This window comes from Campylobacter concisus (assembly GCF_002165785.1).
In the GTDB taxonomy this organism is placed as follows: Bacteria; Campylobacterota; Campylobacteria; order Campylobacterales; family Campylobacteraceae; genus Campylobacter_A; species Campylobacter_A concisus_W.
This window is the reverse complement of record NZ_NDYO01000001.1, coordinates 31,528-48,397: the sequence shown is the minus strand read 5'-3', so window position 1 is coordinate 48,397 and position 16,870 is coordinate 31,528. Positions and strand designations below refer to the sequence as shown.

Annotated in this window: 20 protein-coding genes; 17 read left to right on the top strand and 3 right to left on the bottom strand. The window is 40.1% G+C overall.

Features of this window, described 5'->3' with window-relative positions; translation table 11 throughout:
- Nucleotides 1–55 precede the first annotated feature (55 nt).
- The 5 genes from B9N62_RS00255 (at nucleotide 56) to B9N62_RS00235 (ending at nucleotide 4,193) form a co-directional block, all read left to right on the top strand.
- Complete coding sequence (locus B9N62_RS00255) at nucleotides 56–1,102, top strand: type II asparaginase (RefSeq protein ID WP_087583865.1); 1,047 nt, start codon at nucleotides 56–58, stop codon at nucleotides 1,100–1,102.
- 108 nt (nucleotides 1,103–1,210) lie between these two features.
- Complete coding sequence (locus B9N62_RS00250) at nucleotides 1,211–1,810, top strand: LysE family translocator (RefSeq protein WP_087583864.1); 600 nt, start codon at nucleotides 1,211–1,213, stop codon at nucleotides 1,808–1,810.
- Between the two features lie 74 nt (nucleotides 1,811–1,884).
- Entirely contained in the window at nucleotides 1,885–2,244 is a 360-nt protein-coding gene (locus tag B9N62_RS00245; RefSeq protein ID WP_085658300.1) for a DsrE/DsrF/TusD sulfur relay family protein, read from the top strand.
- A gap of 19 nt (nucleotides 2,245–2,263) precedes the next feature.
- Nucleotides 2,264–3,160, top strand: a complete 897-nt coding sequence (locus B9N62_RS00240; protein ID WP_087583863.1) for a DUF4299 family protein — start codon at nucleotides 2,264–2,266, stop codon at nucleotides 3,158–3,160.
- 181 nt (nucleotides 3,161–3,341) lie between these two features.
- Nucleotides 3,342–4,193, top strand: coding sequence for a hypothetical protein (locus tag B9N62_RS00235; protein WP_087583862.1), 852 nt, complete (start codon nucleotides 3,342–3,344; stop codon nucleotides 4,191–4,193).
- A gap of 22 nt (nucleotides 4,194–4,215) precedes the next feature.
- On the opposite strand, the gene B9N62_RS00230 is transcribed toward B9N62_RS00235, so the two are convergent.
- Nucleotides 4,216–5,175, bottom strand: a complete 960-nt coding sequence (locus B9N62_RS00230; RefSeq protein WP_087583861.1) for an SLAC1 anion channel family protein — start codon at nucleotides 5,173–5,175, stop codon at nucleotides 4,216–4,218.
- Nucleotides 5,176–5,258: 83 nt separating this feature from the next.
- Between B9N62_RS00230 and B9N62_RS00225 the strand changes: the two genes are divergently transcribed.
- From B9N62_RS00225 to glyS, 12 genes are all read left to right on the top strand, one after another.
- On the top strand, nucleotides 5,259–5,903 hold the full coding sequence (locus tag B9N62_RS00225) for a Crp/Fnr family transcriptional regulator (RefSeq protein ID WP_087583860.1): 645 nt from the start codon (nucleotides 5,259–5,261) through the stop codon (nucleotides 5,901–5,903).
- 84 nt (nucleotides 5,904–5,987) lie between these two features.
- Nucleotides 5,988–7,325 carry an NAD(P)/FAD-dependent oxidoreductase gene (locus tag B9N62_RS00220; RefSeq protein WP_087583859.1) on the top strand — a complete coding sequence of 446 codons (1,338 nt, stop codon included), beginning with the start codon at nucleotides 5,988–5,990 and terminating at the stop codon, nucleotides 7,323–7,325.
- A gap of 10 nt (nucleotides 7,326–7,335) precedes the next feature.
- On the top strand, nucleotides 7,336–7,497 hold the full coding sequence (locus B9N62_RS00215; RefSeq protein WP_021091464.1) for a YgaP family membrane protein: 162 nt from the start codon (nucleotides 7,336–7,338) through the stop codon (nucleotides 7,495–7,497).
- 7 nt (nucleotides 7,498–7,504) lie between these two features.
- Entirely contained in the window at nucleotides 7,505–7,687 is a 183-nt protein-coding gene (locus B9N62_RS00210) for a YgaP family membrane protein (RefSeq protein ID WP_087583858.1), read from the top strand.
- A gap of 124 nt (nucleotides 7,688–7,811) precedes the next feature.
- A complete protein-coding gene (locus B9N62_RS00205) occupies nucleotides 7,812–8,291 on the top strand; it encodes a 3-isopropylmalate dehydratase small subunit (protein ID WP_087584035.1) in 480 nt (159 codons plus the stop codon).
- A 3-nt stretch (nucleotides 8,292–8,294) separates the two neighbouring features.
- The gene (gene leuB / locus B9N62_RS00200) at nucleotides 8,295–9,362 is read left to right on the top strand and encodes a 3-isopropylmalate dehydrogenase (protein WP_087583857.1); all 1,068 of its coding nucleotides are present in this window, start codon (nucleotides 8,295–8,297) and stop codon (nucleotides 9,360–9,362) included.
- On the top strand, nucleotides 9,359–9,604 hold the full coding sequence (locus B9N62_RS00195; protein ID WP_021091490.1) for a hypothetical protein: 246 nt from the start codon (nucleotides 9,359–9,361) through the stop codon (nucleotides 9,602–9,604). The genes leuB and B9N62_RS00195 overlap by 4 nt, the downstream gene beginning before the upstream one ends.
- Entirely contained in the window at nucleotides 9,601–10,017 is a 417-nt protein-coding gene (locus B9N62_RS00190; protein ID WP_054196872.1) for a CiaD-like domain-containing protein, read from the top strand. The genes B9N62_RS00195 and B9N62_RS00190 overlap by 4 nt, the downstream gene beginning before the upstream one ends.
- Entirely contained in the window at nucleotides 9,977–11,155 is a 1,179-nt protein-coding gene (locus B9N62_RS00185; RefSeq protein ID WP_087583856.1) for a CCA tRNA nucleotidyltransferase, read from the top strand. The genes B9N62_RS00190 and B9N62_RS00185 overlap by 41 nt, the downstream gene beginning before the upstream one ends.
- Nucleotides 11,156–11,237: 82 nt before the next feature.
- Nucleotides 11,238–11,717: a tRNA (cytidine(34)-2'-O)-methyltransferase gene (locus B9N62_RS00180; RefSeq protein ID WP_087583855.1), complete on the top strand. Its 480-nt coding sequence runs from the start codon at nucleotides 11,238–11,240 to the stop codon at nucleotides 11,715–11,717.
- The gene (locus tag B9N62_RS00175; protein WP_087583854.1) at nucleotides 11,714–13,117 is read left to right on the top strand and encodes an endonuclease/exonuclease/phosphatase family protein; all 1,404 of its coding nucleotides are present in this window, start codon (nucleotides 11,714–11,716) and stop codon (nucleotides 13,115–13,117) included. The genes B9N62_RS00180 and B9N62_RS00175 overlap by 4 nt, the downstream gene beginning before the upstream one ends.
- A 152-nt stretch (nucleotides 13,118–13,269) precedes the next feature.
- Nucleotides 13,270–15,288 carry a glycine--tRNA ligase subunit beta gene (glyS, locus tag B9N62_RS00170; RefSeq protein WP_087583853.1) on the top strand — a complete coding sequence of 673 codons (2,019 nt, stop codon included), beginning with the start codon at nucleotides 13,270–13,272 and terminating at the stop codon, nucleotides 15,286–15,288.
- A gap of 45 nt (nucleotides 15,289–15,333) precedes the next feature.
- Here the strand turns inward: glyS and B9N62_RS00165 are convergent, their stop codons facing one another.
- On the bottom strand, nucleotides 15,334–16,464 hold the full coding sequence (locus tag B9N62_RS00165) for a phosphoethanolamine transferase (protein ID WP_257640154.1): 1,131 nt from the start codon (nucleotides 16,462–16,464) through the stop codon (nucleotides 15,334–15,336).
- A gap of 112 nt (nucleotides 16,465–16,576) precedes the next feature.
- A complete protein-coding gene (locus tag B9N62_RS00160; protein WP_087578948.1) occupies nucleotides 16,577–16,864 on the bottom strand; it encodes a ComEA family DNA-binding protein in 288 nt (95 codons plus the stop codon).
- Nucleotides 16,865–16,870 lie beyond the last annotated feature (6 nt).

Sequence of the window (16,870 nt, the reverse complement as noted above, 5' to 3'; positions counted from 1 at the left end):
TTTTAAATAAATGGCATTATAATGACTTTGCAAATTTTAATGCAAAGGAGCTAAAATGCGTTTAATCTTTAAGGCGGTATTACTCATGATTTTAGGTGCTACTTTAGCGGTTGCAAAGCCAACCATCTACATTCTAGCCACTGGTGGAACGATAGCGGGAAGCGGCTCAGGATCGCTTGATTCGAGCTATACTTCTGGAACTGTTACGGTCGATAAACTAATTGCAGCCGTGCCGGATATTAACAAGATAGCCACTATCAAAGGCGAGCAAATTTCAAATATCGGCTCACAGGATATGAACAATGAAGTTTGGCTTAAGCTTGCTAATAGAATAAACGAACTTCTAAACAGCGGCAAAGCTGATGGTATCGTCGTTACTCACGGCACAGACACTATGGAAGAGACAGCTTACTTTCTAAATTTAGTCGTTAAAAGTGACAAGCCAGTCGTGCTTGTAGGTGCGATGAGAAATAGCGGCTCACTAAGCGCAGACGGTCCACTAAATTTATTTAACGCTGTAAACGTAGCTATCAGCAAAGATAGCGTAGGCAAGGGCGTTGTGGTTACTATGAATGACGAAATTCACGCTGCTAGAGAGGTAACAAAAACCAACACAACAGGCGTTGATACATTTAAATCACCAAACAGCGGTAAGATCGGCACAGTCTTTTATGGCAACGTAAAATACTATATGAATCCGATCAGAAAACATACAGCAAAATCAGCATTTGACTTAGAGGGCGTAAAAGAACTTCCAAGAGTTGATATTATCTACTCTCATGCAAATGATAACCCTGACTTTGTAAACATAGCTGTTAAAAACGGCGCAAAAGGCATAGTTAGCGCTGGCCTTGGCAACGGCAACCCTTACTTTAGCGTGCTTGACGCACTTGGCGAGGCTTCAAAAGCTGGCGTAGTGGTAGTTCGCGACTCACGTGTAGGAAGCGGCGAGACGACTATGAACGGCGAAGTGGACGACGCAAAATACGGCTTTTTAACAAGCGATAATCTAAACGCGCAAAAAGCTAGAGTGCTTTTAATGCTTGCGCTTACAAAAACAAGCGATAAAGCAAAAATTCAAGAGTATTTTTTGACTCACTAAAAAAGAGGCGGTTTAGTCCGCCTTTTAAATTTAAGCTATAAATTTGATCGCTGGATCTGATTTATAGCTTAAATTTTTATATTTGTTAGCTAAATTTTAAGGCTTTTTATGGACTTCTTACTCTTTTTTGCCATGCTTGCTCCCATCTCGCTAATGCCAGGCATCAACATGACCTATGCGATGAGTATCGGTATGAGCTTTGGCTATAAGCACTCGTTTATTATGATGACCGGACAGCTTCTTTCGCTTGCTTTCGTGGCGTTTTGCTGTATGCTTGGCGTGGGCGCGGTGCTTCATCATTTTGAGTACGCATTTAAGGCGCTAAACATCATCGCAGGGCTTTATATGCTCTATCTTGGCGCGATGCTTCTTTTTGGCAAGGGCGAGCTTAGCATAACAAACGTCTCAAATTTACCAAGCAAAAAGCAGATGTTTATAAACGGCCTCATCGTTTGCGTCACAAATCCAAAGGCATGGATATTTTTCTCGGCTTTACTGCCTACATTTTTGGACAAAGACGATCCCTTTAGTCTCGCTCGTATGTGCTTGATCACGGCAACGCTCGTTTTCATCGAGTTTTGCTCGCTAAATATCTACGCACTCGGCGGAGCTATGCTAAAGAAATTTTTACAAACGCACCTAAGGCTACTTGAAATTTTCACCGCCCTCATCGTCTGCACGATCGGCGTACTTTTACTTTTTAGATAAATTTAGCCTCTTTTTATATAGCTTGGCTAAAATTTGCTCGGTTTGCACTACATTTTTGGCAAAAGGAGAAAAAGATGAAAAAATTTCTATTTATACTTACAAATCAACCATACAACGGTACCGACAATGCTTACAACGCATTAAGGCTAGCTAAAACGCTAAAAGAAAAAGGCGAAGAGGTTAGAATTTTTCTAATGAACGATGCGGTCGACCTTGCGCGAAATAGCACCAAAAAGCCGGAAAACTATGACGTAGATCTAGTAGCGATGTTAAAAGAGCTTTACGCTAGCGGCGCTATGTTAAAGGTTTGCGGTAGCTGCCAAACGAGGTGCGGTTTGCATGCGGGAGAGCCTTATTTCGAGGCTGAGGTGAAAGGCAGCATGGATATCTTGTCCGAGTGGGTTAGGCAGTGTGATCAAGTGATGACGTTTTAGAGTAGGCGAAAGAGAATTTATGAGCGTAACATTTAAGGTGAAAAATAAAAAGAAGCTTTTGGGCGGATATGAAAAGGCGCTAAGTGAGCGTGAAATTTCAGAGGTTATAGAGGGATTTTGCTTTTTTAATGGTCAAAACGACGAGCCGAGCGAGCTTTCGCTAAACGAAAACGTGATGATATCAGGCGTACGGCAAAAGAGCGCTCGTGGCTTTGAACTAAACTATGAAGATGGAAAATATATCGTTCGAGTCTGCACTCCAAGCGGCGTTGGAGACTGGCAGATCGCGCTTGAGCTACTCTCAAAGCTCTCAGCCAAAACCGGCTCACCAATAGAGTGCGACAACGAGGAAATTTACGATGAAGAGCAAATTTTAAAATTTGATTATGAAGCCGACATAATGTGGGGACTTGAAGCGTTAAAAGACGCAAGAGAGAAAAATCAAACGCTCTATATCTATGGCGTGGAGCGCGACGTGGCGTTTGACGCGGTTATGATAGATGAAATTTTTGCAAGTACTAGCCCTGCGGCTAAATTTGATGAGATGATGAGGCAGGTGCAGTATCTTAACGCTTATAGCGCAAGAGAGAATTTATACGAAGATAAAAACGGGAATGAAATTTTTGGCGCGTATACGCTTAGCGAAAATTTGCCGACTATCTTGCCTTACGCCCCTTCTCCGTCGTGGCAGGCGCAAGAAGTTCTAGGAGAGCGCAAGGTCTCGCGCTGGATACTTACGCTAGTAGTCGGCGTAGACGATAGGGACGCGCACGTGTTCGGCGAATGCGAATACAATGCCTTTATGGCAAATTTACCAAAAGAAAAATATCGCTTCATAGATGCCGCAAATATACTGGTTGAGCCGCTTAGCGAAGAAGAGATGAGAGAAATTTTAAAAAAGGCAAACGAAGCTTAAGTTAATAAACTGCCGAAATGAAAATTCGCCTCAGACTTGCTTAAAAATTTAAGTCAGTTTCAGGCGCGGATTTAAACTCGTAAAAGCTAGGATTTTACCGGTATTGCCGCCTTTTAGGCTAAATTAGGCGAAATTTAGCCTAAACTAATCTAGGATTTGCGTGATTTGAAAAAGGATAAAAATGAAAATTTTAAAAACTATTTTAGCGGCGGCATCGGCGGTTTGCTATCTAAACTCGGCTGTTTTACCAGAAAGCGATTGGAGCAAAAGAGAGCTAAAAGGCGAGGTTAAGAGCATGACGGCTACTGAGTACGAATACTCTATAGACGGCTCTGGGACGCTAGAAAATACGCGCGTAAAGCGGACGGAGTTTAACGAAAACGGCTATATACTGCAAGAAACCGAGCATATAAACGGCGCGCCAAACAGCTCGGTTTTGTTTGAGTATGGCAAAGACGGGCTAATACGCAAAAAATATCAAGATAGCGCCGTTTATCTCTACGAATACGAATTTGACGGCGAAAATTTAGTCGCAATGGCCAAAGAGCAGCATGTGGAGGATAAATTTTACCCCCGCACGGAGAAAATTACCTACGGCAAGGACGGCAAAATGATCGCTCGGGCGGCGTATTCGGGCGGGACGCTAGTGACGGACGATAGCTACGTCTACGACGAAAAGGGCGTTTTAACGCGGATAGAAAATAATATGGAGCCGGGCCACGGCATAGAAATAAGCTTCGAGCGCAAGCCAAACGGCGAATACGAAAAAATCACGCAAGCCCCGGGCTCAAAATGGGTTTATTACTACGCCGCAAACGGCGACGAGATGGAGTATACGTCGGTAAATTACTTCGGCTCCGAGGCAAAAATCTGGCAAATCTTGCAGTTTAAAGACATAAGCAGGGACGAGCGGGGAAATTTGACGCGTAAAACCTCGGTCAAATTTAAGCCAGCGGACAAATACTACGAAAACGGCGACATAACGGAAATCGGCCTATATAAAAAGCTAGAAATCAGCTACGAATACTACTAAAGTAAATTTTTGAGCGATAAGGCTATTTTTCCGAAAAAATTTCGCCGTTTATTATAGATTTAGCCGTTAAAAATCCGACTATCAAAATCGAAGCAACTAGAGCCGCAAAAGCGCCGACGCCTAAAACTAAATAAAAATCGCTTTGCGTAACTTCGTAAGCTTTTAAAAACGCTATGGAGCTAGCGGCCGTCGGGAAAGTAAAAGCCCACCACGATAGGGCGAATTTGAGTTTAATAAATCTTTTATACGAAAAAAGTATAAGCGCGGCGAAAAATACGTTTATATTAAGAAGTATCGCCGCAAAAGCGTCGAATTGCTCGGTTAATTTTACGTATCCCAAAAACGCAATAGCCGGCGGCGCTAGTGTAATGACTAGCGTCGGGACGAATTTGTCGGCTAACTTATCGCAAAAAACTAACCTATAAAATATAACGGCGAATAAAATAATCCAGAAAAATAGCCCCAAACTAAAATAATACCAGATCGCTTGAGATTTTTCGGCTATGATCGGAATTAACAAGTTGCCCACTACGGGGATAAACCATGCCGGATTTAGCGTCGCGATATCGAATTTTTCGTCAATCCAAAAAGAAATTACGTAAAGAGTAAAAATCGTTTGTAAGCCTAAAGCCGCGTAAAAAAGCGAGTAGTATAGTAGCGGCGCGTCTTTGTAGGCTAGAGCTAAAAGAAAAAGCGAGATGATAAACCCGCCGAAAAAATTTATCCTTATAGGGTGCGAAAATTCGGCCTTTACCTCTTCTTTAAATTTTAAAAGCTTAAAGAAGTAAAACGCCGAAAGCAGGCAAAATACCGTGCAGTCTAACGCTCTAAGCGCCGAGAATATCTCGCTTGGTAAATCAAATATCTCGCTTAATTTCTTGTAAGCCGCGCAAAGCCCTCCAAGCCCCATAGTACCGGCAAAAAGCATAATCGGAAGCGATTTTATTTTGCTTTGCGAGTCGTTTTGCTTAACGTCGTGCATTGTTTTTCTTTTCGTATTAAATTTTTATGCAATATTACCTATAATAAGGCTAAATTTTTGTAACGAAGTCACGAAAGGACAAAATGCTAAGCGAAGAGTTAAAAGAAATTTTGCGCGAGAGATTTACGAATAATTTCAATCTAGCAAGCGAGGATCTAAATGCGATCTTTACTAACGCGTATCTAAAAACCGTAAAAAAGGGCGATATATTTTACTCCGGAAACGATTGCTTCGGATTTATCCTTATACTAAAAGGCGTTTTAAGGGCGTTCGTGTCGTCTAGCGCAAAGGAAATAACGATATTTAGGCTAACTAAAGACGAGAGTTGCGTGCTGTGCGATACGTGTTCTATAAATTCGTTAGAAAATAAAGTAAGCGTCGAAATCGAGCAAGACAGCGAGATTATCGTTATTCCGGCGCGGATTTACAAACCTCTTAAAGAAAAATATCCGAGCATTTTAAATTTTACTCTAAAAATCGTAGCCGATCGGTTTGCTAGAACCATAAACGTTATGGAACAGGCTTTGTTTTCGCCGCTTTCGGCGCGGATTATGAATTTTTTATCCCAAAGCATCGAAAACCTAAACGAAAATTTTATAAAAATAACGCACGAAGAGCTGGCGAATCATCTAGGAAGCGCTAGAGAAGCGGTATCTAGGGTGCTTAAAGAGCTTGAGAGAAGCGGGCAAATAACGCAAAGCCGTGGCGAAATAAGGCTAGTTTCTTAAAATTCTCGTTTTAAGGTAACTTTGTTACGGAGAGGGCGGCCTTTTTTAAGTAGCATTTCATAAACTCGTTTGAAAGGAGAATTTATGAAAGGACTGCAAAGAAGAGACGCTTTAAAGCTAATGGGGGCCGCTGGACTAGCCGCGAGTATGAGCGGTTGCTCGGCAACGGGCGGCGAAAACGACGATATAAATTCTAAAATCGTCATAATGGGCGCGGGACTTAGCGGTATCGCGTTGGCGGCTAAACTTAGAAGAGATATGCCTAACGCCAAGGTAATTCTCGTGGATAAAGACGAGAAATTTTACTACCAGCCGGGCTTTACGCTAATCGCCGTCGGAATTTACGAAGCTAGCGACGTCGTTTACGAAAAAGCGGATTATATCCCGCAAGGAACCGAGTGGATACGCAAAAACGTATCGGAGATAAAGCCCGAAGCCAATCTGCTCGTCTTAGATGACGGGAGCGAACTAGGGTATGATTATCTAATCGTAGCAAGCGGCGTGGAATACGATTTTGAAGCCGTTAAGGGGCTAAGCTTAGAGGATATTAACGATACGAGCGGCAATATATCTTCCGTCTACACTCTACAAGGCGCCGTAAAGAGCAACGAGCTGATGAAAAAATTCTCTCAAAACGGCGGCGCGGCTGTATTTTGCGATCAAAAAACCCCGATGAAATGCAGCGGCGCAAATAAAAAAGTAACTTGCATGAGCGAAGATAGGCTGAGGTTGGCCGGCAACCGCGATAAAGGCAGCGTTAATCTTTACGTCGGCGGCGGCAAGCTTTTCGGCGATCCGACTTATGCCGCGGCGATGACTCAAATAATGATAAAAAGAAAGATAAAATTTAATCTTCGCCACCAAATCGTAGCCGTCGATAAAAGCTCAAGTACCGCTACTTTCGAGTTTTGGACGGCGTATAGGCAAAACGGCGAAGATAAAATCGCATCCGAGCTAATCGACGTAAAATACGACTGGCTTCACCTGCCGCCTAAGCAAAAAGGAAGCGAAATTTTAGCTCGCGCCGGCCTAACCAAAGAGGGCGACAAGCTAAATTTTTTAGCCGTCGATAAATACAGCCTGCAAAGTACAAAATTTAAAAATATATTCGGCATCGGTGATATTTGCGGATTTGCGGCCGGCAAAACGGGGGCTAGCATTAGGAAAATGTATCCGATCTTAGCTAAAAATTTAGCCGATACGATAAAAGGACGAGAACCTAGCGAGAAATTTACAGGATATACGGCTTGCCCTTTTATCACCAAATACGGCAAGGCCATAATGGTAGAGTTTGACTGGGAGGGAACGGCTCCGACGCTAGAGTGCTTCGGCGCTACCAGGGAGAGCTATATGAGTTGGCTGGTTAAAATTTACGGATTTAAACCTATGGTTATGAACGGAATGCTAAAAGCTTTGGCTTAAAGGAGATAAAATGAGCGTTTTAGATAAAACTATACGTTTGATTATAGCGGCGATTTGGTTTTTTATTTTCGGATTTATTTGCGATTGCTGGTTGTGGACGGTCGGGCTAATTCCGCTTTTAACGGGATATTACGGCTACTGCCCGCTTTATAAAATTTTTAAGAAAAGGTAAAAATATTATGGTAAGCGTGAAAAGTAGAATTATTAGGGTTGTACTGGGGCTGATTTTTACGGTAGCGGTTTGGTATTTTTATGAGAGCTACTGGGCGTTAATCGGGTTAATCCCGATTATCGTCGGCGTTACGGGTTTTTGCCCTGCGTGTAAATTCTTGGGTAGGTGCTCTTTAAATTTAAAAAGATAAAAAGGGCGTTTTAGCGCCCTTTGCCTTGCCCTTTAGCCGTTTGGGCCGCAAATTTTATTCGCCGTTTGATGAATTATTTAGCTACTTTTGGCTAAAATCTCGAAAATTTAAAAAAGGCGAAACGATGAATAAAGTTTGGAAATTCGGCGACAATATCGATACCGATATAATTATCGCCGCCAGATACTTAAATACTTCCGACGAAAATATCTTAGCAAAACATATAATGGAGGACGCCGATCCTAATTTTAGCTCCAAGATAGATAAGGGCGACATTATCGTAGCGGGAGAAAATTTCGGCTGCGGTAGCTCTCGCGAGCACGCTCCTATCGCGCTTAAAGCTGCCGGTATAGGCGCGGTGATAGCTAAAAGCTATGCGAGAATTTTTTATAGAAATAGCTTTAATACGGGGCTTTTAATACTTGAGATCAAAGAAACGGACGAGATAAACGAGGGCGATGAGCTAAAAATAGACGTAGATAACGGCACGATCGTAAATCTAACCAGCGGCAAAGAGTATAAATTTAGCCCTATACCGCCGTTTATGCAAGAGCTTCTAAACGCCGGCGGACTTATAGAGTATGCAAAAGTAAAGTTGGATTAAATAATGAGAGAATATAAAATTTGTGTTATAAAAGGCGATGGCATCGGTCCTGAGATCATCGACGAGGCGATAAAAATTTTAGATGTTGTTAGCGCTGAGTTTGGGATAAAATTTGAGTACGACTACAAGCTTATGGGTGGTGCAGCTTATGATGTATTTGGCGTGCCTTTGCCAGATGAGACGCTTAGTTCTGCTCTAAACTCTGATGCTGTGCTTTTTGGAGCGATCGGCGGCGAGAAATGGGATAGTTTGCCAAGACACCTAAGGCCAGAGAGTGGGCTTTTAAAGATTAGAAAAGAGCTTGAAGCTTATGCGAATTTACGCCCAGCCATCGTTTTTGATGAGCTAGTAGATGCTAGCACGCTAAAGCCAGAGGTTTTAAGAGGCGTTGATTTTGTCGTGGTTCGTGAGCTAACAGGCGGACTTTATTTTGGGCAGCCACGTGAAAAAGGCGAAGATAGAGCGTTTAATACGATGATTTATTCTAAATTTGAGATCGAGCGCATAGCAAAGATTGCTTTTGAAACAGCAATGCTTCGCAAGAAAAAGGTCTGCATGGTCGATAAGGCAAATGTGCTTGAGACAAGCCAGTTTTGGCGCGAGGTGACTAGCGAGGTGGCTAAAAATTACCCTGAAGTAGAGCTTAGCTTTATGTATGTGGATAATGCGGCGATGCAGTTAGTAAGAGCGCCAGCAAATTTTGACGTCATCCTTACTGAAAATTTATTTGGCGACATCTTAAGTGACGAAGCGAGTATGGTCTGTGGCTCGATAGGACTTTTGCCAAGCGCTAGTATGGGCGGTAAAGTGGGAATTTATGAGCCAATACATGGCTCAGCACCAGACATCGCAGGGCAGGGCATAGCAAATCCAATCGCAACAATTTTAAGTGCAGCGATGATGCTAAGATACGCATTTAGTGAAAATGAAGCCGCAGATACGATAGAAAATGCTGTGAAAGAGGCACTTGCAAAAGGTTATAGAACAAAAGATATCGCTGCTTTTAATGCGGTTGAAATTTGCTCAACTAGCGAGATAGGCGATGTTATTGCAGGATTTATCAAAAAATGAAAAACACAATCACTGAAGCACTGATTTACGAAGCTCAGGGGCTAAAAGATGATGCACTTGAAATTTATAAAAATATCTTAAAGCAAGATCCGTCAAACAAAGATGCCCTTAGCGCGATAAACCGCCTGAGCGGACTTCGTAAAGAGCGAGCGATAAAAAACGAGCAGATGAAAGAGTTTTTTATAGCGATGAAAAGTGATGAAGAGATAAATGAATTTAAAAGGTGGTTGATAAGATTATGAAGCTTGATGATATCGCTAGAATGGCAATCAGTGAGGTTAGCGCTGAGCTTGAAAAAATAGAAGCATTGCAAAGTAAGAAGCAAGAAGAGCTCGAGCGTGAGAATCTAAAAAAAGAGCTTTTGGCTATAGAGTCTAATGAAAATGCACTAAATAACGAGCTAAAAGTTGAGACAAATTTACAAAATGAGCAAGTGTTTGAGGTAAAAGAGGAGCCAGTAAGTCCAATAAAAAATAGAGAGGTGAGCGAAGAAAAAATTTTCTTAGCAAACCTTGCTGAGCGCATAGAAGTGCTTTTTGAAGGGCTTAAACAAACTAGTGAACAAAATCTTGCTTCAAGGCTTGAGCTAACGACAAAATTTTTAGAATTTACCCTTGCAAATATCGAAAATAGACTCCAAAATCTCTCAAAATAAGCCATTAGATGGCTTAAAAAATGAGATAAAAATCAAAAATGAAATTTATAAAAATAGCGAGCTAGACTTTTTTAGATCGCTATTTGCTCCATTTACTTCACGTGTCTATCTCGTGGGTGGCTGCGTGAGAGATGCGTTCTTGGGGCGAGAAATTTATGATTATGACATCGAAGCTTATGACATTGAGCCTACTAAATTTAATGAGCTAATGGCTAGCATAGGCGCTAGCGGAGTTGGCAAAAGCTACTTTATCTACAAATACAAAAACTACGACATTGGGCTTCCAAGAAGCGAGAGCAAAACTGGAAATTCACACAAAGACTTTGCAGTAAGCTATATTAACGATCCCAAAATGGCGAGCCTTAGGCGAGATTTTACGATAAATGCCATGATGATGAATATCTTTAATGGAGAAATTTTAGACTTTTACGGTGGGAAGCAAGATCTAGCAAACAAGATATTAAGGCACATTGATAGTGAAAAATTTAAAGAAGATCCGCTAAGGGTACTTCGTGGCGTGCAGTTTAGCGCGAGGCTTGATTTTAGCATAGCTGATGAGACGCTAGCTCTTATGAAAAGCCTTAGTTTAGAGTTTTTAAGCAGAGATAGGATAAATACTGAGCTTATTAAATTTTTTCGCGCAAAGCATCTTGAAAAAGGAGCTTACTATCTTTTTGAGCTTGGACTTTTTAAAGAAATTTTTGGTATGCAAATTTCTATGGATGATGAGTTTTTAAGTGATCTTAAGAGTGCTAGAGAATTTGTGGATGATGAGAGATTATTTTTGTATCTTTTGTTTGGCAAATTTGAGCTTGACGCAAAGGAAATTTTAGAGAAAATGCGTCTGCCAAAAAGCTACTTCTCTATCTTAAAAGAGCCTTATTTTAAGGACATGCCAAGCGATAAAGAGCTAATGCAAATTGCTCTAAATATGCCTATAAAATCATGGTTTGGAGCTTATAATAAAGAGCGAATAGAGCGTGCCAAGAAGCTTGGAATTTATGAGGCAAAATTTGACGCAAAAGTCGATGTGGCAGAAATTTTATCAGCTGGTTTTAAAAACGAAGAGATCGCAAAAGAGATAAAACGCAAAGAAGAGCTTGCGATCTCAAAATATCTTAATGAGCAAAAATTTTAAATCCTTAAATTTTAAAACTCTTAAAAGCCCATTTTGGCTAAAATAGGCTAGTGTATAACACTTTTTAAGGCAAAGAAAGCTTATGTTTAACATAGTCTTAGTTCATCCTCAGATACCGCAAAATACTGGAGCTATCGGTAGAATGTGCGTTAATGCAAATTTAAAGCTACATATCGTTAAGCCAACGGTCTTTGATCTGAGTGAAAAGGCTGTTAGACGAGCAGGGCTTGACTACTGGAAAATTTTAAATCCAAAAATTTGGGATAGTTTGGAAGAATTTTTAGAAGCGAACTTAAGCCACAAGGATAGATTTTTCTTCGCTACCACAAAGACAAATAGGCTTTACTACGAGGTTAGGTTTAAGCCAGGAGATTTTATATTTTTTGGTGGAGAGAGTACTGGGCTGCCAAGAGAATTTATGGATATAAATTTTAAAAATGCCATAACCATACCAATGGGAAAAGAGGGCAGGAGCTTAAATTTAGCTATGAGTGCTGGCATTATCGCTTATGAGGCGATCAGGCAAAATATCGCTGAATTTGACTTTAGGAGTGAGATTTGAGAGTAGTTTTTGCTTTGGTTTTTACCATTTTAGCGGCATTTTCGAGTGAAATTAGCATCGCAACTTATAATGTGCAAAATTTATTTGATTGCAAAGATGATGGTAGCGAGTATTTTGATTTTAAAGTAAGCGTATCAAAGTGGAACTGCGAGGCTGCTGATTCAAAATTACAAAGAACAAGACAAGTCATAAATGCACTAAATACTGACATTATCGCACTTCAAGAGATCGAAAATGAGCAAGTTTTAAAAGCTCTAGTAAGTGGTAGCGAGTATAAATTTATAAGCTTTACAAAGGAGAAAAACTCGCCTGTTGGGCTTGGGCTTATTTCAAAGTTACAGCCAAGTGGTAGTGAAATTTTTAAAGTTTCAAACGTAAAGACGAGAAATATTTTAAAGGTTGTTTTTGAGACGGAAGGTAAGAAATTTAGCATATTTGTAAATCACTTTCCAACTTATAAAAATGGCATAAATATGCAAAAAAAGACTGAAAAAACGTTAAGAACGGCTCTGGGTAAAGAGAAAAACGTGATTATTTTGGGTGATTTTAACTCGCCCTTTGGACAAAAGTCTATCCTAAACGACATCATTGCAACGAGAAATTTTTATGATCTTTATAAAGAGCTTGAGCCAAAAGATAGATATTCTCACGCAGTGCATGGCAAAAAAAGAGCGATCGATCATGTTTTGCTTTCGCCTAGTTTTATGGAAAATGGCGATCTAAGCTATGTTAGTGGTAGTTTTGAAGTCTTTAAACCAAGCTTTGCAGTCGATGAAAAAGGCTTTGCAAAGAGCGACCTTTACTCGGATCACTTTGCATTAAAGTTTAAAATTTCAACTGATCCAAGCCCAGTGAAAAAAGGCTTTGTAAGTAAAATTTTTAAAAAAGATGAAAATAAAGCTAATAAAAAAACAAGCGAGCAAAGCTATAAGACTGCTGATGTGGGTACGCTTTTTGATCACCCAGAGGCAGTGCCAGTCGTGATTGAAAAAGCGGTTGTTATCTTAAAAGATAAGCATGGCTTTATTATCTCGAAAAATCACCGCGGAATTTATGTCTATGATCCTAAAAATAGCGTTACTGTAGGCGAAGAGCTAGATATTTTAGTAAGGCGAATGAAAATTTATAAAGATGCGCTTGAAGTCAGCTCTTATGAGATCATAAATGAGCATGGCACAAAAGATATTAGTGAAAATTTACTAGATGCATCGCAACTAAGTGAAGCTAGAAGTGGCGATGTCTTTGCTAAAATTTCGGGCAGACTAGAGAGAGGCTACCTGCATACACCATACGGTAAGATCAGGGTTTATAGTAAGAAAAAGCTAAAAGATGGCGAGTATAGTTTTGAAAACGCGAGAGTTAAAATTTACAAGAGAGCAAACCAAATCGCTGTGGAGTAGAGAGTGCAAATTTTAGATATTTTTATGATTACGGCGTTTGTTTTATTTCTTATTTTTATGATAAGAGGCGTCATTTTGCAGTCACAGGAGAAGGAGAGAGCAAGAAAAATGGTAAGAGAAAAAAGAGAAAATTTTAATAAAAAGAGTGAAATATGAAAGAGTTATTATTAGAAATTGGAGTTGAGGAGCTTCCAGCGATACCGTTTTTAAGGGAGCTGCCAAATATCAATGCTAAATGGCAGGCTGTTCTTGAAAAATATAACATCACAAGTGAGTTTAAATTTTATTATACGCCGCGTCGCTTGGTCTTTTTTCATGAGAAATTTCCACAATCTCAGCCTGATAGCGTGGCTAGCTTTATCGGTGCGCCAAAGCAAGTAGCGCTAAAAGACGGAGCTTTCACAAAGGCTGCGCTTAGCTTTGCAAACAAATGCGGCATAGATGATAGTGAGCTTAAATTTAAAGAGATAGACGGCAAAGAGGTGCTTTACTACGAAAAAGAGGTAAAAGGCGAGCCGGTTGCTAAGATAATGGGCGAGATGGTTGAGGAGTTTTTAAAGAGTCTTAACTTTGGCAAGTCTATGCGCTGGGGCAACGGCGAGTTTGAGTTTATCCGCCCGATAAGATCGTTTTTGTGTTTGCTTGGTGATGAGGCCATAAAATTTAATAAATTTGGCGTAGAGAGCGGCGATTCAACCTATCCGCACAGAAGTATTAGCTATGATAAGATAAAAATTTCAAATATAAAAGAGTATTTTGAAGGCTCAAAGAAGCGTGGTGTCGTGCTTGAAGCAGGTGAGAGAGAAAAAATAATTCTTGATGAGTTTGAAAAAATTAGCCAAAAAGGCGGGCTAAAGATCGAGATCGATAAAGACTTGTTGGCTGAAGTCGTGGCGATCACCGAGTATCCGACAGCACTTCTTGGCTCATTTGAAGAGGAATTTTTGGAGGTGCCAAGCGAGGTCATCATTACTTCCATGAAAGAAAATCAGCGCTACTTCCCAGTCTTTAAAGATAATAAGCTCGCAAATGGCTTTGTAGTCGTTAGTAACGCCATAACGCAGGACTATTTGCTCATCATCAAGGGCAACGAAAAGGTGCTAAGAGCAAGACTAAGTGACGCGATGTTCTTTTGGCAAAGTGACCTAGCGCACGAATTTGGCCCAGAAAAACTAAAAAATATAACTTATCTAAAAGAGCTTGGAAGTATCTACGAAAAAGAGCTTAGAGAGCTAGAAGTGGCTAAAAAGCTTGCTAGCAACTATGACGAGCTACTCAAAAAAGAAGCTGGCGAGTATGGAGCCAAGCTTGAGCGAGCCGTGATGTTAAGCAAGGCTGATCTTACAACTCAGATGGTTTATGAGTTTACCGAGCTTCAAGGCATCATGGGCGCTTACTATGCAAAGGCTAAAAACGAGGATAAAGACGTCGTTTTAGCTATAAAAGAGCAGTATTTGCCAGACGGTGAGGAGGCGCAGTGCCCAAGTAAGGTATTTAGCTCGGTTGTAGCGCTTTCAAATAAGCTTGATACGCTAATGGGGCTCTTTAGCATTGGCAAAATCCCAAGTGGCACGAAAGATCCTTACGCTCTAAGACGCGCGGCAAACGGCGTGATAAAGATCGTTTTGGCACATAATTTGAAATTTAACGTAAAAGAAATTTTAGAAGATATCGCAAAAGATTATAAGAAATTTGATGTTGAAGTGCTTATAAATTTCATCCTTGATAGGCTTTACACTTTCTTTGACGCAAACGCTTCTATCGTAAAAGCGTGCATAAAAAGCGGCGAAAAGGATATCTTGGAGCTAACCAAGATGATAGAGGCACTTGCTAAAATTTCTAGCGAACCAAGCTTTAGGGAAAATTTCTCTACATTTAAGCGCCTTGCAAACATCATCAAAGATGATAAATTTAGCAAGGTTGATGAGGGTCTCTTTGAGATAGATGCTGAAAAATCCCTAAATGACGCGTTTAAAGTAGTTGATAAGAGTCTAGCGTATGAGCCAAGGCTAAAGGCATTATTTGCTCTAAAACCGCAAATAGATGAGTTTTTTGACAAAGTTATGATAAACGTTGAAAACGAGAAAGTGCGAAACAACCGCATCGCAATCATCGGTCAAATTTATAGTGAGATATTAAAAGTAGCTGATATAAAAGAGATTAGCTTTTAAATTTACGCCAGCTTCAGGCTCTCGCCTAGGCTGGCTTTAAATTTACTACCTAAAAATATCAAATTCTGGCTCATAAGCCTTAGTTTTTACCCCAAAATATCCAAGAACTGAGCTAAAGATAAAATCATGCGAAAGGCTTTCATCTCTCCTGGTTTTTAGCCTTTTTAAAAGCTCACTATCGCTTGAAAAGACGATGGCTGGGATGTGTTTTTGCTCATCTGGAGCGATGGAGTAAGGTAGACCATGTAAATATATACCATTTTCGCCTAGGCTCTCTCCATGATCTGAAAAAAAGAACATGGCAACTTCAAATTTATCTTTTCTTGCTTCAAGGGCGTTTATCAGCTCACTTTGTAGATAGTCCTCATATAAAATAGTGTTGTCGTAGGTATTTGCTATCTCATCTGGTGTGCATTTATTTAGCTCGGCAGTGTCGCACGTTGGGGTAAATTCTTTAAATTTGCTTGGGTAGCCTTTGTGGTAGATAGGGCCGTGCGAGCCTTGCAGATGTAGCACGATAAAGGTGGTGGAATTTGCATCTTCGATGACCTCTTTTGCTTCATTAAATATCACTTCGTCAAAGCCTTCTGCTCGATGATCTGAAGTATGATTTTGATCAAGATTGTCGCAAACGCCCTTGCAGCCGCCGCTATTGTTGCCAAAAAAGTATGTTTTTATTCCAAGTTTGTTGATGATATCAACTAAATTTTCACGAGCTTTAGCTTCGCGGTTGCTAAAATTTTCTCGCTTTAAGTCTGAAAATAAGCAAGGCACGCTAGTCTCCGTGGCTGTTCCACATGAGTAGAAATTTGTAAAACTTACCACACCTTTTTGTTTAGTAAATTTATTCGTATCGTTTTTGGCGTAGCCATTTGTTGAGTAGTTTCTGCTTCTTTGCGTCTCGCCAACTATCAAAACTAAAATTTTCTTTTTATCATCAGCTAGTACCGCATCATCTGCTACATAGGTAAAAGGTAGTGGTTTTTGTATGAGCGATTTTACTAGCTTTGCAGCCGAGTAGATGGGATAGTATGGGAGCAATGCGGTTCTTAAATTCGAATGCTCTCTAAAAAATGGTATAAAAATTTTAGACGTTAATGAAAATATGATAGCTATCGCAACTATAGAAAATGAGATAATTTTTGCTCTTAATTTAAACTCATTAAATGCTAGCAAAAACTAAGATAAAGACGATGACAAATATAAGAAAAATAGTGGATTATTTTATAAAAAGTCATAATAATAGGACTCAAGTGCAAATGGCTAGAAATTTCAAATAAAAATAAGATTATTTTTTCTTGCCTTTGGAGTTTTTTGCTTCAGTTTTTTTGACTTTTGCGTTCTCTTTTATGCTAAGTTTTTCTTTAACTTTTTGCATATCGTTAAAACCAATACCTTGGACTCTTTCAAGCTCATCGATGCTTTTAAATTTATGGGCTTTTCTGTATTTTATAATGTTTAACGCTTGGCCCTTGCTTAGCCCAAGTTCCATTAACTCGTTTTTGCTGGCTGTATTTAGATTAGCGCCATATGCAATACTTGCAACTACCAAACAAAGTAAAATTTTAATCCTCATCTTATC